Below are 18844 nucleotides of genomic sequence, written 5' to 3'. Positions count from 1 at the left end.
GCGGGCTAAGAGCGGTTTGTCATATAGAGAGCGCGGCCCAAAGACGTCATGAGCAACACCTCCGCCAGCTTCGGTTTCAAGGATGTCGACGCCTCGTTGAAGGCCGGGATGGTGCGCGGCGTGTTCGACCGCGTCGCCAAGAACTACGACATCATGAACGACCTGATGAGCGGTGGCGTCCACCGGCTCTGGAAGGACGCCGTGGCCGCGCGCCTCAACCCGCAGCCGGGCGAGGTGATCGTCGACTGCGCCGGCGGCACCGGCGACATGGCCCGCCGCTTCGCCAAGATGGCCCGTAGCGCGCAGGAGCGCCGAGGCGGCCCGGACGCGACGATCAACATCGTCGACTACAATGCCGAAATGATCATGGCCGGCATCGAGCGCGGCGGCGAGCCGGAGATCACCTGGACCGTCGGCGACGCCCAACGCCTGCCGCTGCCGGACAACTACGCCAACGCCTATGTGATCAGCTTCGGCATCCGCAACGTCACCGACATCGACGCGGCCCTGCGCGAGGCGCGCCGCGTGCTGAAGCCCGGCGGCCGCTTCCTGTGCCTGGAGTTCTCACGTCCGGTGACCGAGGCCCTGGCCAAGGCGTACGACGCCTACAGCTTCAAGGTCATCCCGCAGGTCGGCGAGTGGGTCGCCAAGGACCGCGAGGCCTATCAGTACCTGGTCGAGAGCATCCGCCGCTTCCCCGACCAGCGCACCTTCGCCGGGATGATGGAGAACGCCGGCTTCAAGCGGGTGACCTTCACCAACTTCACCGGTGGCGTCGCGGCTCTGCACCAGGGCTGGGCGCTCTAGAGACGTGGCCAACCTGTCCGCCTTCTGGCGCCTGACCGGCGCGGGCTGGGCCCTGGTCCGGGCCGACGCCCTGATCCCGCGCGAGGTCGAGCCGCAGCTGCCGCCGTCCGCCAAGCTGGCCGGCCGGGTGCTGCGCCTGTTCGCCGGCGGCGCGGCCCGGCGTGGCCGGCCAGGCGAACGCCTGGCGCGGGTGCTGGAGAAACAGGGCCCCGCCGCGATCAAGATGGGCCAGTTCCTGTCGACGCGGGCCGACATCTTCGGGACCGCCTTCGCCGAGGACCTGTCGCACCTGAAGGACCGGCTGGCTCCGTTCCCGCTGTCGGTCGCCGAGGCCGAAATCCAGCGCAACCTCGGCAAGCCGCTGGGCGAGATCTATCTGGACATCGGCGAGCCGGTCGCCGCCGCCTCCCTGGCCCAGGCCCATCCGGCCACGCTGGTCGATGGCCGCAAGGTGGCTGTGAAGGTGCTGCGTCCCGGCGTCGAGCGCCAGGTCGCCCAGGACAGCGCCGTGCTGCGCCTGGCCGCGCGTCTGGCCGAGAAACTGGCCCCGGCCGCGCGCCGCCTGCGGCCCACCGAGTTCGTCGAGGTCGTCATCCGGTCGCTGGACCTGGAGATGGACCTGCGCTTCGAGGCCGCCGGCTGCGCCGAGCTGGGCGAGGCCATGGCGGTCGACCCGTACATGCGCGCGCCGCTGGTCTGCTGGGAGGGCGTCGGCAAGCGGGTCCTGACCCTGACCTGGGCCGAGGGCGCGCCGCTGTCCGAAGCCGCCGCGCTGGACCTGCCGGGCCTGGACCGCAAGGCCCTGGCCGAGAACGTCACGCGCGGGTTCCTGGCCCAGGCCCTGGACCACGGCCTGTTCCACGCCGACCTGCACGAGGGCAACCTGTTCGTCGCCGCCCCGGCCGAGGTGGTCGCCGTCGACTACGGCATCATCGGCCGCCTGGGTCCGGGCGAGCGCCGCTACCTGGCCGAGATCCTCTACGGCTTCCTGAACCGCGACTACGCGCGGGTGGCCAAGATCCATTTCGACGCCGGCTATGTGCCCGCCCACCAGGACATGGACGCCTTCGCCCAGGCCCTGCGCGCCGTCGGCGAGCCGGTGTTCGGCCGCGACGCCCGCGAGGTCTCGATGGGCCGCCTCTTGGCGCAGCTGTTCGAGATCACCGCCCTGTTCGACATGGCCCTGCGGCCGGAGCTGGTGCTCCTGCAGAAGACCATGGTCACCGTCGAGGGCGTCGCCCGCCGCATCGATCCCAAGCACGACCTGTGGGCCGCCGCCGACCCGGTGGTCCGCCGCTGGATCGGCCGCGAGCTCTCCCCCGCCGCCAAGGCTCGCGACTTCGCCGAGGAAGCCATTCGCGCCATCCGCGCCTTGGCCCGCCTGGCCGAGACCCCGCCGGCGGCGCCGGCCGTGGTGGTCGAACGCTCCCAGAGCTGGCCGCTGCTGTGGTTCCTGGTCGGCGCGGCGACGGCGGGCGCGGCGTTCGTGACGGGGCTGCTGCTGGCGCGGTAGGATCAGGCCAGGTTAGGCTGGCGGCGACATCAACCGAGCGCTCGCGTCATGCACGGAACGTCGTCACCCACTTCCATCGCCCCGGCCCCGCGCCGCAGGTGGAGCGCCCTGCGCTTGGCCATCATCTTCACGATCGGCGGCCTTATGCTGTGGACCCTGCAGGTCAGCGAATTCGTCTCCAGCCCCTTCGGCCAAGCCGTCGCCCTGGTGGTTGCGGCGGGCGTCGGCCTGCTGACCGCCTTCGGGACCTGGTTCGACCCCGTCGCGGACGACGCGCCATATCAGGCGGGCATGATCGCCCGCTTCCCGGTCATGAAGGATCGACGCGCGCGCACCGCCTCCTTTGCCATCCTCGCGACCCTGCTCACCTTCCTGGCCGTCAACGGGGCCGGCCTGGAGTTCTGGACCCTGGCCATGGGCCATCCCGGCGAGCGATCTCTTCACCTCGGCGCCTACAGGAGCGCCTATCGCAACACCTGCGCCGGCTTCGCGCTGCAGGAAGCGCCCTTCATGACCCACAGCATGATCTGCGCCCGCTATCCGGACGGTGCGACCCCGGCGCCGACGGGGACGCGCATCGCCGTCTGGGGCCCGACCTCGGATGTCGGCATCCGGATCGAGCGCTTCCAGATCGAGCCCTCCTGATGCTCTAGCCCTCCGCCGCCTCCCTCCGCTTGGCGGCAGACGCCCGGCGCGCCTCGCGGGTCTTCTGCTCTTCCCAGTAGTCGGCGCCCTCATCCGGCTTGAACATCGTGCGCGGCGCGCCTTCGCGAGAGACCACCGCGAAGACATTGCCCTTGGGGTCGTAGATCAGCAGGTCGCCGTTCGCGCGCTTCAGCGTCTCGGCGCCCTTGGGCGGGTCGCTGACGAAGGCGTGGACCTTGGCGACATAGTCTTCGGTCGATTTGGCCTCGAAGGTTTGGCCGTTGCTGCGGAACGAGCGCTCGGCGTTCTCCTCGGCGCTGCGGGTGCGGTTGGCGGCCCAGTAGGGCTTGCCGGCCACCAGCTTGACCGGAGCGTCGCGCGGATCGGCGCGGCGACCGCCGTCCTCGGTGGAACCGCCCGTCTCCGCCGCCGGCGAGGTTTCGGTCTGGGCCCGATCGCCGCCCTTGGGCGCCTTCACCGCCGAGGCGCCGCTGTCACAGCCCGCCAAGGCCGCCAGGGCCAGGACCGTCGCCACACCGTACGCAACTTGTCGTGCAAACTTCATGATCGTATCCGCCCTTTCATTCTACTTTTACGATTACTGAACGAAAGCGGAACGCGAGTCGAGTCCCTATCTTTACGGCTGGCGCTTTGCCGTCGGCATGGGCATGTGCAGGAGCGAGATGGACGTGAACGTGGAGCGTAGCGTGAGCGGCAAGCGGGTTCTTCTGATCGTCGGCGGCGGCGTGGCGGCCTACAAGGCGCTGCTGCTGACGCGCCTGCTGCGCAAGGCCGGGATCGGCGTGCGGCCGATCCTGACCAAGTCCGGGGCCGAGTTCGTGACGCCGCTGTCCCTGGCGGCGCTCGCCGAGGACAAGGTCTATCAGGAACTGTTCTCGCTGACCGACGAGCACGAGATGGGTCACATCGAGCTGTCGCGCTCGGCCGACCTGATCGTGGTCGCGCCGGCGACGGCCGACCTAATCGCCAAGGCCGCCAATGGCCTCGCGGGGGACCTGGCCTCCACCACCTTGCTAGCCACCGACAAGCCGGTGCTGATGGCCCCGGCCATGAACGTGCGGATGTGGCTGCACCCGGCCACCCAGCGCAACATCGCCACCCTGAAGGCCGACGGCGTCAGCTTCGTCGGCCCCGACGAGGGGGCCATGGCCTGTGGCGAGTTCGGCCCGGGTCGCCTGGCCGAGCCGGAAGAGATCTTCGCCGCCATCATCGCGCAGCTGGAAGGCCCCGCCGCCCGGCCGCTGCAAGGCAAACGCGCCCTGGTCACCGCCGGCCCGACCTTCGAGCCGATCGATCCGGTGCGCGGCATCACCAACCGCTCCAGCGGCAAGCAGGGCTTCGCGATCGCCGAGGCGCTGGCCAAGCTGGGGGCCGAGGTCACCCTGATCGCCGGCCCGGTCGCCCTGCCCACCCCGGTCGGGGTCAAGCGGGTCGATATCGAGACCGCCCGCCAGATGCTGGCCGCCAGCCAGGCCGCCCTGCCCGCCGACGTCGGCGTGTTCGTCGCCGCCGTCGCCGACTGGCGCGTGGACGAGGCGTTCGGAACCAAGCTGAAGAAGGAGAAGGGCGGCCCGCCGGCCCTGACCTTCGTCGAGAACCCCGACATCCTGGCCACCCTGTCGGCCAGCGGCCCGCAGCGTCCGAAGCTGGTTGTCGGCTTCGCGGCCGAGACGGACCATGTCGAGGAACACGCCCGCGCCAAGCTGGCCCGCAAGGGCTGCGACTGGATCATCGCCAACGACGTCACCGAGCCGGGCGTGATGGGCGGGGGCGAGAACGCCGTGCTGCTGATCACCCAGGGCGGCGTAGAGCGCTGGGACCGGGCGGCCAAGGACCAGGTGGCGGCGCAGATCGCTCAAAGGATCGCCCAGGCGCTGGCCTGAGGCCCGGCAAATCAGCTACAGGCGGGCGGTCTTTCAGGAGCACCGCCCATGTCCGCCATCCCCGCCGGTCTCGCCATCCGCTTCAAGCGCTGGGAAGGCCAAGCCGACCTGCCGGTTCCGGCCTACGCCACGGCGGGCGCGGCAGGCTTCGACCTGCGGGCCCACGTGCCGGAAGACGCGCCGATCGTGCTGAAGCCGGGCTCGCGCTGCATGGCCCCCACGGGGTTCTCCGTGGCGGTGCCGGACGGCTATGAGATGCAGGTGCGCCCGCGCTCTGGCCTGGCCTTCAAGAACGGCGTCACGGTGGTCAACGCGCCGGGCACGGTCGACAGCGACTATCGCGGCCAGGTCTGCGTGCTGCTGATCAATCTGGGCGAAGAGGACTTCACCATCCGCCGGGGCGACCGCATCGCCCAGGGCGTCATCGCGGCCGCGCCGCAATGGCAACTGGTGGAAGTCGAGGACCTGGACGCCACGGATCGCGGCGCCGGCGGTTTCGGCTCTACAGGCGTCTAAGCAGCCGGGTGGATCGCCCGCAGGCCCAGCATCAGGTAGCCGCCGAAGCCGGCCGCGAAAGCGGCCGCGGCCATCCAGAGCACCGGACGGATCATGTCGAGCGGCGTCTGGCCGATCGGGGGATGGGACTTCAAAGGAACCTCCTGGACCTTGAGCGGGGCCCGGCGGGAACTGGCGCCGGAGGAGATACGCACTCCCGAGGCTTTGGTTGCGCTTGGGGAGCGGCTTTTAGTCTGTCGTGATTCCGACGCAAGTGAAATCGCGGCGTGTCGTCGCATGGTCAAGCTTGCGTGGCATCTTGGCCACTCAGGCATTGATCGGCACAGAGACAGTAATCCTGTCCAGTATTGATGCGCGCGACGTGCGTCAAAACGTCGCGAATTTGCGCCACGCAAGGCGTATAAAGGCCGAGAAATCGATTTCTCGACCTCGCATTTGACCTAACATTGATCTTGATCAAGTCCCTTCGGGTTTATTAACCCTATCGCGGCAACTTCCCCTCGACTTCGGGTCCGGGGACGCTGCTCATGTCTAATCTCAAGGTTGCGCACAAGCTCTTGCTTGCCTTTGCCGTGCTGGTGGCCGGCGTCATTGCAGCAGGCGCCCTAGTCGCCGGCAGCCTGTCGTCGATCCAGAAGATCACGGCGCTGAACGAGCACAGCTACGCCTATATCGACGCGATCGCCGACACGACCGGGGCCCTGGTCGAGGAGCAGAACGCCGTGCGCGGCTATGTCGCCAGCCTGGACGGCTCGTTCCTGGCGAAGCGCGACAAGTACCAGGCCGAGTACGCGCAGGCCTACAAGCGCATCGCCGCCGGCGTCGAAGGCCCCGAGGAGCAGGCCCGCGCCGACGCCCTCACCGCTGCCGTCAACGCGTTCCAGGCCGAGGTCGGCAAGCAGATCGCCGAGGCCAAGGATCCGGCCACGCTGGAGATCGCCCGCAGCCAGATCGCCTCCACCGGCCGCCTGACCGACACCCGCAAGGTGCTGGAGACCATGGCCAAGGTCGAGGAGGACCAGCTCACGGAGCGTCGCGCCGACCAGGCCAAGGCCTTCCGCACCGGCCTCTTCACTCTGGCCGCCGGCGGCGCGCTGGCGATCAGCGTCGCGGTGCTGATGGGCTGGCTGCTGTCGAACGCCATCGCCGCCCCGGTCACCGCCATGACCGCCGCCATGCGCCGCCTGGCCGGCGGCGACAACGCCGTCGCGGTGCCGGCCGTGGGCCGCAAGGACGAGATCGGCGGCATGGCCGCCGCGGTTCTGACCTTCAAGGAAGCCGCGCTGGAGAAGATCCGCCTGGAAGGCGTCGCCGCCGACCAGCGCGCCGACGCCGAGCGCGCCCGCGAGGCGGGCGAGGTCGAGCGCCAGGGTAACGCCCGCGAACAGGCCCAGGTGGTCGCCGGCGTCGGCAAGGGGCTGGAAGCCCTGGCCGGCGGCGACCTGACCTTCCGCCTGACCGAGATCTTCCCGCCCGCCTATCGCAAGCTGCAGGCCGACTTCAACGCCGCCATGGACCAGCTGGCCGACACCATGACCGTGATCAACGGCGCGGTCGGCGGCATCCAGGCCGGCTCGGGCGAGATCAGCCACGCCGCCGACGACCTGTCGCGCCGCACCGAACAACAGGCCGCCAGCCTGGAAGAGACGGCTGCCGCGCTGGACGAGATCACCGCCACGGTGCGCCGCACGGCCGAGGGCGCGGGCAGCGCCCGCCGCACCGTCGACAGCGCCCGCAACGACGCGGAGAAGGGCGGCGACGTCGTCGACCGCGCCGTGGCCGCCATGGGCCAGATCGAAAGCAGCTCGCGCGAGATCGGCGCCATCATCGGCGTGATCGACGAGATCGCCTTCCAGACCAATCTGCTGGCCTTGAACGCCGGCGTCGAAGCCGCCCGGGCGGGCGAAGCCGGCCGTGGCTTCGCCGTGGTCGCCCAGGAAGTCCGGGCCCTCGCCCAGCGCTCGGCCGAGGCCGCCAAGGAGATCAAGACCCTGATCAACGCCTCGACCCAGCAGGTCGAGACCGGCGTGGATCTGGTCGGCGAAACCGGCGAGGCCCTGCGCCGGATCATCGCCGGCGTCCAGGACATCAACCGCATCGTCGTCGAGATCGCCGCCTCGGCCACGGAACAGGCCACCGGCCTGCACCAGGTCAATGCGGCCGTGAACCAGATGGACCAGGCCACCCAGCAGAACGCCGCCATGGTCGAGCAGTCGACCGCCGCCAGCCACGCCCTCTCCAACGAGGCGCGCGAACTGGGCCGGCTGGTGCAGCGCTTCCGCCTGGCCGAGGGTGCGACGACCCGTCGCGCCGCCTAAAGGCGGGGAACCTTCCCGTATCATTGATTTTTGGACGGGTGCGTCCATTTATCCCTTGAAGCGCGCGCCGGGTCCCAGTATCCGGCGCGCTCGAACTCATTCGATCGGAACAGGTCATGGCCTCGCCAGAGAAGACTTCGGGTAACAAGAAGCTGGTCCCGATGATCGTCGGCGGGGCGGTCGTCATCGCCGTGGTCGTCGGCGGGACCTTCTGGTTCCTCGACAAGCAGCACTTCGAAAGCACCGACAACGCCTTCGTCCAGGCCGACACCGTGCAGGTCAGCCCGCAGGTCAGCGGCTATGTCGCCGAGGTGCTGGTGGCCGACAACCAGCGGGTAGAGGCCGGCCAGGTGCTGGCCAAGATCGATCCCTCGACCTTCCAGGCCCGCCTGGACCAGGCGATCGCCAACGCCAGCGCCGCCGACGCGGCCATCAAGGCGGTCGACGACAAGAACAGCTTGGAACAGGCGATGATCGCCCAGAAGGCCGCCGGCGTGACCAGCGCTCAGGCCGACGCCGGCCGCGCCAAGGCCGATCTCGAGCGCTATGACGCCCTGGCCAAGCAGGGCTGGGTCAGCCAGCAGAAGGTCCAGACCGAACGCGCCGGCGCCACCCAGACCGCCGCCGGCGTCGCCAGCGCCCAGGCCGCCCTGGAAGCCGAGAAGCGCGCCGCTCAGTCGCTGGGCTCGGCCAAGGCCCAGACCATCGCCCAGGCCGCCGCCGCCCACGCCGCCGTCGAACAGGCCAAGCTGGACCTGGAACGCACCGTGATCCGCGCCCCTGCTGGCGGCGTGGTCGGCGCCCGCTCGGTCCGTCCGGGCCAGCTGGTCCAGCCGGGTGTGGCCCTGATGTCGGTCGTGCCGCTCGGCCAAGCCTACATCGTCGCCAACTTCAAGGAGACCCAGGTCTCGCGCATCCGCGTCGGCCAGCCGGTCGAGATCAAGGCTGACGCCTTCGGCAAGCAGAAGATCGTCGGCAAGGTCGACAGCTTCGCGCCCGCCACCGGCCAGGAGTTCGCCCTGATCCCGGTCGAGAACGCCGTCGGCAACTTCACCAAGATCACCCAGCGCCTGCCGGTCAAGATCGTGGTCGACCGCAGCCAGCTGGGCCAGGCCCTGCGTCCGGGCCTGTCGGTCGAGATCAAGGTCGATGTCCGCGACCGCTCGGGCCCCTCGTTCGCCGAGGCCGGCCAGGCCACGCCGCAGGTCGCCCGCCAGGGCGTGGACCGCTAGTCGAGGCGTCCGGTCATGACCGACGCCGTCGCACCCGCTCCTGCCGCTCCTGCCCAAGTCGACTGGACCAAGCTGTTCCTCGGCTTCGGGGCGATGGTCATCGGCCAGTTCATGGCCATTCTCGACATCCAGATCGTGGCGGCGTCGCTGCCGCAGATCCAGGCCGGGGTCGGGGCCAGCACCGACCAGATCAGCTGGATCCAGACCGCCTACCTGATCCCCGAGGTCGTGATGATCCCGCTCTCGGGATACCTGTCGCGCCTGTGGGGCACCCAGCGTCTCTACCTGATCTCGTGCACCGGCTTCATCGTCATGAGCGTGCTGACGGGCCTGTCCTCGTCCATCGACATGATGATCCTGACGCGGGCCCTGCAGGGCTTCATCGGCGGGGCGATGATCCCGACGGTGTTCGCCGTGGCCTTCACCGCCTTCCCGCCCGAGCGCCGCATCACCGCCAGCGTGATCATGGGCCTGATCGTCACCCTGGCCCCGACGGTCGGTCCCACGCTGGGCGGCCACCTGACCGAAGCGCTGAGCTGGCGCTGGCTGTTCTTCATCAACGTCCCGACGGGCCTGATCGTGCTGTTCGGCGTCTATCGCTGGGCCGATTTCGACAAGGGCGATCCCAGCCTCTCCAAGGGCTTCGACTGGTTTGGGCTGATCGTCATGGCGATCTTCCTGATGAGCATGCAGTTCGTGCTGGAAGAGGGCGCCAAGGACGACTGGTTCGACGACAGCGGCATCCTGTGGCTGACCGTGACCGCCGTGATCGGCGGCGGGCTCTTCATCTGGCGGCAGCTGACCTACAAGAACCCGATCGTCGAGCTGCGGGCCTTCGCCAATCGCAACTTCTCGGTGGGCGTACTGATGACCGCCGTGTCGGGCGCCAGTCTGTTCGGCGGCACCTTCCTGCTGCCGCAGTTCCTGGGCCGGGTGCGCCACTATTCGGCGTCAGAGGTCGGCACGACGATGATCGTCTCGGGCCTGTCGATGTTCCTCACGGGGCCGATCGCCGGCCGCCTGGTGCGCAAGACCGACCCACGCGTGCCGATGTTCATCGGCTTCCTTCTGGCCGGTTGGGGCATGTACATGGCTCACGGCGTGACCAAGGACTGGGGTTTCTGGGAATTCGCCGGCGTTCAGGCTTGCCGAGGCGTCGGGGTCATGATCGCCATGATCGCCACCCAGCAGATCACGATGAGCACCCTGCCCCCGCACATGGTCAAGAACGCCTCCGGCCTCGTGAACCTATCGCGCAACACCGGCGGGGCCATCGGTCTCGCCCTGCTCGCCACCTCGATCACCCAGCAGACGGCGCTCTACTACGACGACCTCTCCTCAAAGGTGACCCAGGGCGGCGCGACGGCCGGGATGATGAACGGGATCATGGCGCTGATGCAGCAGCAGGGCGTCGCCGACCCCGGCGGCGCGGCGCGCAAGGCCATTGGCGGCATGCTGCAGCAGCAGGCCACAGTGCTGGCCTTCGGCGACAGCTTCACCCTGTTGGCCATCGGCTGCTTCGTCGCCGCTGGCGTGTCGCTGCTGGCCGCGCCGGTCAAGAACGCTCCCCCGCCGCCATCGGACGCTCACTGATGCCCAGAGTCGCCGGACAGATCGACGTCGCCAAGACCGAAGCCATCCTCGACGCCGCCGTCGAGGTGATCGGCGAACGCGGCCTCTCGGCACCGATGGAGGAGATCGCCCGCCGCGCGGGGGTCTCCAAGCAGACGGTCTATAACCACTACGGCTCCAAGGCCGAGCTGATGCGGGCCCTGATGAACCGCCGGGTCGAGGCCATCACCGCCTCGCTGCGCGAGCCGGGCGCCATCGAGAACCCGACCGAGGCGCTGGAGGCCTATGCCCGCTCGGTGCTGGAGACGGTGATCACCTCCAAGAGCTACTCGATGATGCGGGTGATCATGCTGGGCTCGGGCGAGATGCCCGACGTGGCCAAGGAGGTCTTCGAGGCCGGCCCCTTGAGCGCCCGCAAGCAGTTGGCGGCCTTCCTGCAGACCGAGACCGAGCTGGGCCGGATGAAGGTCGAGGATTTCGACCAGGCGGCGGAGTTCTTCTCCGGCATGGTCATGGGCCACAGCCAGCTGCGCTCGCTGCTGCGCCTGCCGTCGGACAAGACCCCAGACGAATACGGCCGCCTCGCGAGGGAGGCGGCCGTCCGTTTCATGAGAGCATATGCTCCCTAAGCCTTAGGCTTCTTCTTGGTCCGGCATGCCCATCATGTGGAAGCCGGCGTCGACGTGGACGACTTCGCCCGTGGTCGACAGGCCAAGGTCGGAGACCAGCCACAGGGCCGCGCCCGCGACGCCTTCCATCGAGGTGTCTTCCTTCATCGCCGAGAACGCGCGGCCTTGGGCGATCATGCCGCGGCCGCCGGCGATGCCGGCCAGGGCCAGGGTGCGCATAGCGCCGGCCGAGATGGCGTTGCAGCGGATGCCCTTGGGGCCCAGGTCACGAGCGATGTAGCGGGTCGCCGCTTCCAGGGCGGCCTTGGCCACGCCCATGGTGTTGTAGTTCGGGATGGTCCGCTCCGACCCCAGATAGGTCATGGTGATCAGCGAACCGCCGTTCGGCATCAGCTTGGAGGCGCGCTTGGCGACGTCCACGAAGCTGAAGGCCGAGATGTTCATGGCCGTCAGGAAGCCTTCGCGGGTGGTGTTGTCCACGAACGAGCCCTTCAGCTCGTCCTTGTTGGCGAAGGCCACCGAGTGGACGACGAAGTCGATCGTGCCGAACTTCTCCTCGATGGCGGCGAAGGCCGCGTCCATCGAGGCGTCGTCGGTGACGTCGGCCGGGACCAGGGTGGTGACGCCGATGCTCTCGGCCAGCGGCCGGACGCGGCGCTCCAGGGCTTCACCTTGGTAGGTGAAGATCATCTCGGCGCCCTGGGCGGCCAGCTGCGAGGCGATGCCCCAGGCGATGGAGTTGTGGTTGGCCACGCCCATGACGAGGCCCTTCTTGCCCCGCATCAGCTCGCCCTTGGGGAACGCGTAATCGTCGGCCATGTGTCGGGCCCCTTCTGAAGTCGTTGTTCGCTGGTTAGCAGGGGCGAAGGCCGCGCGGAACCCTTCAGCGACGCAGGAGGTCCGCGTACGCCGCTTCCAGCGACCGCGCGAAGGCCACGGGATCGAACAGGGTCGAGCGCTGAACGGCGTCGGCGACGCGGGTTTTCAGGGTCGGATCAGCTATCAGGGCGGCAGCCTTGGCGACGTAATCGGCCTCGGACGCAGCGATCAGCTCGGGCATGCCGATCGCGGTCAGAAGGCTGGCCCCGACGCGGCTGGCGAAGCTCTTGCCCGGCAGGGTCAGCACCGGAACGCCCATCCGCAGGGCGTCGCTGGCGGTAGTGTGGGCGCCGTAGGGCCAAGTGTCGAGGACGAGGTCGGCCAGGACATGACGCGCCAGATGCTGGTCGTGCTGGACCGGCTCGGCGAAGACCAGACGCTCGGGCGCGACCCCGGCCGCGACGGCGTGGACCCGCAGGTTGTCGGCTGCTCCCGGCGCGCCGGCATAGAGCCACAGCACCGCCTCCGGCGCGGCCTTCAGGATCGCCATCCAGGCCGCGAACACTTCCGGGGTGATCTTGGCCGGGTTGTTGAAGCAGCAAAACACCGGCGCGCCCTCCGGCAGGCCGGCTTCAGCGCGGCTGGGCGGCGGTAGTACCAGTCCGAGGGCGTCATTGGGCTGGTAGTGCGGCAGGCGCACCACCGCCTCGGACCAGTCGGACTCCGCGCCCGGCGGGAGGGTCACGGCGTCGGCCAGGACCACGTCGGCATGGGCTCCAAGCGTGCCCGGGTAACCCAGCCAGCTGACCTGAACCGGGGCGGCGCGATGAGCCAGGACGCCCGGCCGGCCATCCTGGGTGTAGCCCTTCAAGTCCACCGCGATATCAATGCCTTGCTCGCGACACTTCAGAGCGATCGCGGCATCCGACAGGCCTCGCGCCGCGATCCAACGCTCACAGGCGGCCTTCAGTCGAGCCTGCATCGGACCACCGGTCTCGGGGCCATACGACACCGCGAAGACCTCGAACCGCGACCGGTCATGCGCCTCCAGAACCCCGGCCAGAAGCCGCGCCGTGGCGTGCTCATGAAGGTCGGAGGAGAGGTAGGCGATGCGGATCCGCTCGCCCGCCGGTCTGGCCGGCCATACCGGCGTCGGACCGGGTTTTGGCACGGTCAGTTGGGCGCAGCGGCGGTGCAGGACCGGGATGTCGAAGATCGCCAGGGCCGCGAACGGCGCGATGGCGGGGCGGCCCAGCTTCAGGTCGGCCTTGACCAGCATGTCCAGCGCCGCATCCTCGCTCCAGTCGCAGACCTGGCGGCGCGCCCACATCAGGTCGCCGGCGAGGCCTGGATGCAGCGGGTCCAGCTCCAGCAGCGCCTCCAGGTCCCGCGCCGCCTCGCCCGGGCGGTTCAGCAGCGACTTCAGCGCCGCGCGCTGGGCCAGGACACTCGGCTCACGCGGCGCTCGATCCAGCACCGCCAGCGCTTCCTCGAAGCCGCCGAGCCGTTGGAGCGACACCGCCAAGGCCTTGAAAACAGGTGGGTTATCAGGATCGGCTGTGAGCGCCGCCCGCGCAGCGACCACCGCCGCCTCGTCGCGCCTCAGGGCGGTCAGGGCCAGGGCCCGCGCCGACAACAGGCCTGGACGCCGGCCATCCAGCGCCAGGCCGGCGTCAAGCGCCGTCAAGGCGGCCTCGGCCTGGTTCAAACCCAGCCGCGAAACGCCCAGGATGTGCCAAGCCTCGACGCTGGGCGCCTCGACAACCAGCCGCTCGCACAGCGCGACGGCCTCGGCCAGACGGCCGGCCTGATAGAGGGCGAAGGCGTCGCGGGCGGTCGCCACCCGCGCGCCTTAGTCGGCGCGGCTGAAGATCAGCGTGCCGTTGGTGCCGCCGAAGCCGAAGCTGTTGGACATCACCGTTTCCAGCTGTTTGTCGACCCGCTTTTGCAGGATCGGCAGGTCAGCGAACTCGGGGTCCAACTCCTCGATGTGGGCGCTCTCGGCCGCGAAGCCGTTGTTGAGCATCAGGATCGAGTAGATGGCTTCCTGCGCGCCGGCCGCGCCCAGGCTGTGGCCCGTCAGCGACTTGGTCGACGAGATCATCGGGGCCTTGTCGCCGAACACGTCGCGCACCGCGCCCATCTCACGGCTGTCGCCGACCGGGGTCGAGGTGCCGTGCGGGTTCAGATAGTCGATGGCGCGGTTGCCGGCCTCGGCCATGGCCAGGCGCATGCAGCGCGCCGCGCCCTCGCCCGACGGGGCGACCATGTCGTAGCCGTCCGAATTGGCCGCATAGCCCACGACTTCGCCGTAGATCTTGGCCCCGCGCGCCTTGGCGTGCTCGTACTCTTCCAGCACCACGACGCCGGCGCCGCCGGCGATCACGAAGCCGTCGCGGGCCTTGTCATAGGCGCGGCTGGCCACGGCCGGGGTGTCGTTGAAGTTGCTGCTCATGGCGCCCATGGCGTCGAACAGGTTCGACAGGGTCCAGTCCAGCTCCTCGCAGCCGCCGGCGAAGATCACGTCCTGCTTGCCCAGCTGGATCTGCTCGGCGCCCGCGCCGATGCAGTGGGCGCTGGTCGCGCAGGCCGAGCTGATCGAATAGTTGATGCCCTTGATCTTGAACCAGGTCGACAGCACGGCCGACGGGCCCGAGCTCATGGCCTTGGGCACCGCGAACGGACCGATCCGCTTGGGACCCTTCTCGATCGTCGTGGCCGCGGCCTGGACGATGATGCTGGTCGAAGGACCGCCCGAACCGACGATCAGGCCGGTGCGCTCGTTGGAGATCTCGCCCTCTTCCAGCCCGGAGTCGGCGATGGCCTGCTCCATGGCGATGTGGGCATAGGCCAGGCCGGGCGACAGGAAGCGGGCAGCGCGACGGTCGACCAGCGACTCCCAGTCGATCTGGGGCGCGGCATGGACCTGGCAGCGGAAACCGCGCTCGGCATACTCCGGCGCGGCCACGATGCCGGACTTGGCTTCCCGCAGGGACGCCAACACCTCATTGGCGTTGTTGCCGATGGACGAGACGATCCCCAGTCCGGTGACGACGACGCGACGCATATCGTAAATCCTCTTCTCCCCCAGGAGACCCGATAGGGGCCGGCTCTCGAGGGCCAGTCTCGTCTAACGGATCAGGACGCCATCTGTTCGGGCGTGAACAGCCCGACCTTCAGGTCCTTGGTTTCGTAGATGGGCTTGCCGTCGGCTTCCAGGACACCATCGGCGATTCCCATGACCAACTTACGCATGATCACCCGCTTCAGGTCGATCTTGTAGAGGACTTTCTTGACGTCCGGGGTCACCTGGCCGGTGAACTTCACCTCGCCGACGCCCAGGGCGCGGCCACGGCCGGGACCGCCCGACCAGCCCAGGAAGAAGCCGACCAGCTGCCACATGGCGTCCAGGCCCAGGCAGCCTGGCATGACGGGGTCGCCGATGAAGTGGCAGCCGAAGAACCACAGGTCCGGATTGATGTCGAACTCGGCTTCGACATAGCCCTTGCCGTACTTGCCGCCGTCGGATTCGATCCGGACGATGCGGTCGAACATGAGCATCGGCGGGGCCGGCAGCTGGGCGTTGCCGGGGCCGAACAGGTCGCCGCGGCCGCAAGCCAGGAGTTCTTCGAAGGTATAGGCGTTCTTCTGCATGGAGACGCCCCTAGCACGGCGTTGGGTCAGGTCTCAACGTTTCCCTGTCGCGGGGTGTTCCAGGGTCGCGCTAACCCTTGCGGCACTGAACGGCCGGGTCGGCGCCCCAGATGTCGCTTTCCTTGGCCCATCCCGAGGATCCGTCGGCGCGCAGCTTGCACCAGCCCTTCTCGCACTTGTCGAGCTGGGCGACCGAGCGGCCCTTCAGATAGGCGCTGACCTTGGCCCCGTCCTTGGGGGCGTTCAGCAGGGCCAGGTTGCTGGGCTGCACCCGCATGGCCGAGCGGCGGCCGTCGGTGGTGCGCTTGTGCACCCAGGCCAGCCCGCCTTCGGGATCGCAGATCCGCCGCCACTCGCGCGTCTCGGCCACCACCTGCACCGGCAGGCCCTTGGCGTGGTAGATCCACAGCAGCTGGTGGGCCTCGTCCGGGCCGTTGCGCGCGTTCACCTCGGCATATTTCAGCGAGACGTAGCGCGGCACCTCCAGCCCCGACGGCGTGATCTTCGGACCTTCGGCCAAGGCCGGTCCGGCCGTCAGCACGCTGATCGCCCCAAGGAGGCTTGCTCCAGGAACGGCAAGAAGCGAACGATGTTCTGTTTTCGACGGCATGTTGCTTGGCCCCCTCGGGCCCCTTTGCTACAGCTTTCAAACGCCCGTCAGTGAGAGCTTTTCAAACCGCCCATGGCCGCCCGCAAGCTCAAAGTCATCGTCACCCGCAAACTCCCCGATCCGGTGGAGACGCGGATGTGCGAACTGTTCGATACCGAACTGAACGTCTCCGACAAACCGTTGACGGCGGATGAACTCGTCGACGCCATGGGCCGCGCCGACGTGCTGGTGCCGACGATCACCGATCGTATCGACTCCCGCCTTCTGTCGCGATCCGGCGATCGGCTCAAGCTGATCGCCAATTTCGGGGCCGGTGTCGACAATATCGACGTCGCCACGGCCAATGCGCGCGGCATCATCGTCACCAATACCCCGGGTGTCCTCACCGAAGACACCGCCGATCTGACCATGACCCTGATCATGGCCGCCTCGCGCCGGATCGTCGAAGGCGCCGAAGTGGTCAAGTCCGGCGGCTTCCACGGCTGGTCACCGACCTGGATGCTGGGCCGCCGCCTGTGGGGCAAGCGCCTGGGGATCATCGGCATGGGCCGCATCGGCCAGGCCGTGGCCCGGCGCGCCAAGGCCTTCGGCATGCAGGTGCACTATCACAACAGGAAGCCCGTCAGCCCGCGCATCGCCGAGGAGGTCGGGGCCACCTACTGGGAGAGCCTGGACCAGATGCTGGCCCGGATGGACTTCGTCTCGGTCAACTGCCCGCACACCCCGGCCACCTATCACCTCCTTTCGGCCCGCCGGCTGAAGCTGCTGCGGCCGCATTCGGTGATCGTCAACACCGCCCGGGGCGAGGTGATCGACGAAGGCGCCCTGGCCAACATGCTGGCCAAGGGCGAGATCGCCGGCGCGGGCCTCGACGTCTACGAGCACGAGCCCGCGATCAATCCCAAGCTCCTGAAGCTGCCCAATGTCGTGCTGCTGCCCCACATGGGCTCGGCCACGGTCGAGGGCCGCATCGACATGGGTGAGAAGGTCATCGTCAACGTGAAGACCTTCATGGACGGCCACCGGCCACCGGACCGTGTCATTCCGTCGATGCTCTAGGGCTTCATCGAGCCGGTCTCGATGAACCGCTGGTGCCAGGCGAAGGCCTCGGCCAGCAGCGTCGGCGACTGCTGGCCGTACGAGTCTCGTCGCGCTCTGGCCAAGTAGTCCTTCAGCGCCGGGCGGTAGTCCGGGTGCGAGCAGTTCTCGATGATGACCTCGGCCCGCTGGCGGGGCGAGAGGCCGCGCAGGTCTGCCAGGCCCTGTTCGGTGACCAGGATCTGGACGTCCTGGTTGATGTGGTCGACGTGCGGGGCCTTGGGGACGATGGTCGAGATCTTGCCGCCCTTGGCCGTCGAGGGAGCCATGAAGATCGAGACATAGGCGTTGCGGGCGAAGTCGCCGCTGCCGCCGATGCCGTTCTGGATACGCGAGCCCATCAGATGGGTCGAGTTCACCGCCCCGTGGATATCGGCCTCGATCATGCCGTTCATGGCGATACAGCCCAAGCGCCGGATCAATTCGGGGTGGTTGCTGATCTCCTGCGGCCGCAGCACCAGCCGGTCGCGGAAGCGGGCCATGTCGGCGTTCAGGGTCGCAGCAGCTTCCGGGCTCAGCGAGAAGGCGGTGGCCGAGGCGGTCAAGAGCTTGCCGGACTCCATCAGCTCCAGCATCCCGTCCTGCAGCACCTCGGTATAGGCGGTCAGGTTGTCGAACGGCCCGTCGACCAGGCCCGACATCACCGCATTGGCGATATTGCCCACGCCCGACTGCAGCGGCAGCAGCGACGCCGGCAGCCGGCCGCGCGCGACCTCGTGACGGAAGAATTCCAGCAGATGGCCGGCGATGGCCCGGTGATCCTCGGCCGGCGCGTCGAACGGCAGGTTGCGGTCGGGGGCGTCGGTCTCGACCACCGCGACGATCTTCGCCGGATCGCAGCGGAAATAGGCCTCGCCGATGCGGTCGTCGGGGCGGACCAGCGGGATCGGCACGCGGTTCGGCGGCAGGGCCGTGCCATAGTAGATGTCGTGCATCCCCTCCAGCGCCAGGTTCTGCCAGCGATTGACCTCCAGGATCACCTTCGAGGCCCGCTCGATCCAGGTCTTGTTGTTGCCCACCGACGAGGACGGGATCAGCGAGCCGTCGGGCCGGACGCCGCTGACCTCGATGATCGCCGTGTCGAGCGGGCCCAGGAACCCCTGCCAAGCCATCGGCGCGACCTGGGACAGGTGCATGTCGAAATAGTCCATCTCGCCGCGATTGATCTTGTCGCGGGCGATGGGGTCGGAGTTGTAGGGCAAGCGGAACTCGATGCCGTCGGCCTTGGCCAGGGCGCCGTCCAGCTCCGGGCCGGTCGAGGCCCCGGTCCAGACCCGCAGGCGGAAGGGGTCGCCGGCCGCATGGGCCGCTTCGATCTGGGAAGCCAGCGCCATCGGTACAGCCTTGGGATAGCCCGAGCCGGTGAAGCCGCTCATGCCCACCGTCTCGCCGGGCGCGATCAGCCGCGCCGCCGCCTCGGCCGGCATGATCCGGGCCTTCAGGCTGTCCAGTCCGATCCGGCTCATGTCGTCGCCTCCGTCCAAGCGAAGGAGGTCTAACCCGGGCGTCGGGGCGGAATCTTGATCG

Annotated in this window: 18 protein-coding genes; 10 read left to right on the top strand and 8 right to left on the bottom strand. The window is 68.7% G+C overall.

The window, feature by feature from the left end; all coding sequences use genetic code 11:
* Window positions 1-48 precede the first annotated feature (48 nt).
* The 3 genes from AC07NI_RS14290 to AC07NI_RS14280 all read left to right on the top strand — a co-directional run bounded on the left by AC07NI_RS14290 (window position 49) and on the right by AC07NI_RS14280 (window position 2965).
* The gene (locus tag AC07NI_RS14290; protein ID WP_494620122.1) at window positions 49-807 is read left to right on the top strand and encodes a class I SAM-dependent methyltransferase; all 759 of its coding nucleotides are present in this window, start codon (window positions 49-51) and stop codon (window positions 805-807) included.
* Between the two features lie 4 nt (window positions 808-811).
* Window positions 812-2320, top strand: a complete 1509-nt coding sequence (gene ubiB, locus AC07NI_RS14285; protein ID WP_494620120.1) for a 2-polyprenylphenol 6-hydroxylase — start codon at window positions 812-814, stop codon at window positions 2318-2320.
* 114 nt (window positions 2321-2434) lie between these two features.
* Window positions 2435-2965 (top strand): hypothetical protein, encoded by a 531-nt coding sequence (locus tag AC07NI_RS14280; protein ID WP_494620118.1) that lies wholly within the window; start codon window positions 2435-2437, stop codon window positions 2963-2965.
* Window positions 2966-2969: 4 nt separating this feature from the next.
* Here AC07NI_RS14280 and AC07NI_RS14275 read toward each other — a convergent pair whose 3' ends face one another.
* Window positions 2970-3530, bottom strand: a complete 561-nt coding sequence (locus AC07NI_RS14275) for a hypothetical protein (RefSeq protein ID WP_494620116.1) — start codon at window positions 3528-3530, stop codon at window positions 2970-2972.
* A gap of 142 nt (window positions 3531-3672) precedes the next feature.
* Here AC07NI_RS14275 and coaBC point away from each other — a divergent pair, with 142 nt between their 5' ends.
* Window positions 3673-4869: a bifunctional phosphopantothenoylcysteine decarboxylase/phosphopantothenate--cysteine ligase CoaBC gene (gene coaBC, locus AC07NI_RS14270; RefSeq protein ID WP_494620114.1), complete on the top strand. Its 1197-nt coding sequence runs from the start codon at window positions 3673-3675 to the stop codon at window positions 4867-4869.
* A gap of 48 nt (window positions 4870-4917) precedes the next feature.
* Window positions 4918-5385, top strand: coding sequence for a dUTP diphosphatase (dut, locus tag AC07NI_RS14265; protein WP_494620112.1), 468 nt, complete (start codon window positions 4918-4920; stop codon window positions 5383-5385).
* Here dut and AC07NI_RS14260 read toward each other — a convergent pair.
* Window positions 5382-5519 carry a hypothetical protein gene (locus AC07NI_RS14260; protein WP_143324451.1) on the bottom strand — a complete coding sequence of 46 codons (138 nt, stop codon included), beginning with the start codon at window positions 5517-5519 and terminating at the stop codon, window positions 5382-5384. The genes dut and AC07NI_RS14260 overlap by 4 nt on opposite strands.
* A gap of 393 nt (window positions 5520-5912) precedes the next feature.
* Between AC07NI_RS14260 and AC07NI_RS14255 the strand changes: the two genes are divergently transcribed.
* The 4 genes from AC07NI_RS14255 to AC07NI_RS14240 all read left to right on the top strand — a co-directional run bounded on the left by AC07NI_RS14255 (window position 5913) and on the right by AC07NI_RS14240 (window position 11136).
* Entirely contained in the window at window positions 5913-7703 is a 1791-nt protein-coding gene (locus tag AC07NI_RS14255; protein WP_494620110.1) for a methyl-accepting chemotaxis protein, read from the top strand.
* Between the two features lie 116 nt (window positions 7704-7819).
* On the top strand, window positions 7820-8935 hold the full coding sequence (locus tag AC07NI_RS14250) for an HlyD family secretion protein (protein ID WP_494620108.1): 1116 nt from the start codon (window positions 7820-7822) through the stop codon (window positions 8933-8935).
* Between the two features lie 15 nt (window positions 8936-8950).
* Window positions 8951-10528: a DHA2 family efflux MFS transporter permease subunit gene (locus tag AC07NI_RS14245; protein WP_494620106.1), complete on the top strand. Its 1578-nt coding sequence runs from the start codon at window positions 8951-8953 to the stop codon at window positions 10526-10528.
* Window positions 10528-11136 (top strand): TetR/AcrR family transcriptional regulator, encoded by a 609-nt coding sequence (locus AC07NI_RS14240; RefSeq protein ID WP_494620104.1) that lies wholly within the window; start codon window positions 10528-10530, stop codon window positions 11134-11136. The genes AC07NI_RS14245 and AC07NI_RS14240 overlap by 1 nt, the downstream gene beginning before the upstream one ends.
* 3 nt (window positions 11137-11139) lie before the next feature.
* Here AC07NI_RS14240 and AC07NI_RS14235 read toward each other — a convergent pair whose 3' ends face one another.
* The 5 genes from AC07NI_RS14235 to AC07NI_RS14215 all read right to left on the bottom strand — a co-directional run bounded on the left by AC07NI_RS14235 (window position 11140) and on the right by AC07NI_RS14215 (window position 16219).
* Window positions 11140-11955, bottom strand: coding sequence for an enoyl-ACP reductase FabI (locus AC07NI_RS14235; RefSeq protein WP_492816078.1), 816 nt, complete (start codon window positions 11953-11955; stop codon window positions 11140-11142).
* Between the two features lie 64 nt (window positions 11956-12019).
* Complete coding sequence (locus tag AC07NI_RS14230) at window positions 12020-13798, bottom strand: O-linked N-acetylglucosamine transferase, SPINDLY family protein (protein ID WP_494620101.1); 1779 nt, start codon at window positions 13796-13798, stop codon at window positions 12020-12022.
* A 9-nt stretch (window positions 13799-13807) separates the two neighbouring features.
* Window positions 13808-15022: a beta-ketoacyl-ACP synthase I gene (gene fabB, locus AC07NI_RS14225; RefSeq protein ID WP_494620099.1), complete on the bottom strand. Its 1215-nt coding sequence runs from the start codon at window positions 15020-15022 to the stop codon at window positions 13808-13810.
* 71 nt (window positions 15023-15093) lie between these two features.
* A complete protein-coding gene (gene fabA, locus AC07NI_RS14220) occupies window positions 15094-15609 on the bottom strand; it encodes a 3-hydroxyacyl-[acyl-carrier-protein] dehydratase FabA (protein WP_494620097.1) in 516 nt (171 codons plus the stop codon).
* A 70-nt stretch (window positions 15610-15679) separates the two neighbouring features.
* Window positions 15680-16219 (bottom strand): SH3 domain-containing protein, encoded by a 540-nt coding sequence (locus AC07NI_RS14215; RefSeq protein ID WP_494620095.1) that lies wholly within the window; start codon window positions 16217-16219, stop codon window positions 15680-15682.
* Between the two features lie 72 nt (window positions 16220-16291).
* Here AC07NI_RS14215 and AC07NI_RS14210 point away from each other — a divergent pair, with 72 nt between their 5' ends.
* On the top strand, window positions 16292-17278 hold the full coding sequence (locus AC07NI_RS14210; protein ID WP_494620093.1) for a 2-hydroxyacid dehydrogenase: 987 nt from the start codon (window positions 16292-16294) through the stop codon (window positions 17276-17278).
* On the opposite strand, the gene scpC is transcribed toward AC07NI_RS14210, so the two are convergent.
* Entirely contained in the window at window positions 17275-18783 is a 1509-nt protein-coding gene (scpC, locus tag AC07NI_RS14205) for a succinyl-CoA:acetate CoA-transferase ScpC (RefSeq protein ID WP_494620091.1), read from the bottom strand. The two genes, AC07NI_RS14210 and scpC, sit on opposite strands and share 4 nt — an antisense overlap.
* Window positions 18784-18844: the final 61 nt, after the last annotated feature.

The sequence above is a fragment of the Caulobacter sp. GW821-FHT10E02 genome (assembly GCF_059415225.1).
The sequence above is the reverse complement of the archived record's forward strand: the minus strand, read 5'-3'. Positions and strand labels throughout refer to the sequence as shown.

Bases quoted from the DNA above. Each gene is read 5' to 3' on its own strand.
- scpC (WP_494620091.1), bottom strand. From the start codon at position 18,783: ATGAGCCGGATCGGACTGGACAGCCTGAAGGCCCGGATCATGCCGGCC.
- fabA (WP_494620097.1), bottom strand. From the start codon at position 15,609: ATGCAGAAGAACGCCTATACCTTCGAAGAACTCCTGGCTTGCGGCCGC.
- fabB (WP_494620099.1), bottom strand. From the start codon at position 15,022: ATGCGTCGCGTCGTCGTCACCGGACTGGGGATCGTCTCGTCCATCGGC.
- AC07NI_RS14290 (WP_494620122.1), top strand. From the start codon at position 49: ATGAGCAACACCTCCGCCAGCTTCGGTTTCAAGGATGTCGACGCCTCG.
- AC07NI_RS14215 (WP_494620095.1), bottom strand. From the start codon at position 16,219: ATGCCGTCGAAAACAGAACATCGTTCGCTTCTTGCCGTTCCTGGAGCA.
- AC07NI_RS14250 (WP_494620108.1), top strand. From the start codon at position 7,820: ATGGCCTCGCCAGAGAAGACTTCGGGTAACAAGAAGCTGGTCCCGATG.
- dut (WP_494620112.1), top strand. From the start codon at position 4,918: ATGTCCGCCATCCCCGCCGGTCTCGCCATCCGCTTCAAGCGCTGGGAA.
- AC07NI_RS14240 (WP_494620104.1), top strand. From the start codon at position 10,528: ATGCCCAGAGTCGCCGGACAGATCGACGTCGCCAAGACCGAAGCCATC.
- AC07NI_RS14210 (WP_494620093.1), top strand. From the start codon at position 16,292: ATGGCCGCCCGCAAGCTCAAAGTCATCGTCACCCGCAAACTCCCCGAT.
- AC07NI_RS14275 (WP_494620116.1), bottom strand. From the start codon at position 3,530: ATGAAGTTTGCACGACAAGTTGCGTACGGTGTGGCGACGGTCCTGGCC.
- AC07NI_RS14235 (WP_492816078.1), bottom strand. From the start codon at position 11,955: ATGGCCGACGATTACGCGTTCCCCAAGGGCGAGCTGATGCGGGGCAAG.
- AC07NI_RS14255 (WP_494620110.1), top strand. From the start codon at position 5,913: ATGTCTAATCTCAAGGTTGCGCACAAGCTCTTGCTTGCCTTTGCCGTG.
- AC07NI_RS14245 (WP_494620106.1), top strand. From the start codon at position 8,951: ATGACCGACGCCGTCGCACCCGCTCCTGCCGCTCCTGCCCAAGTCGAC.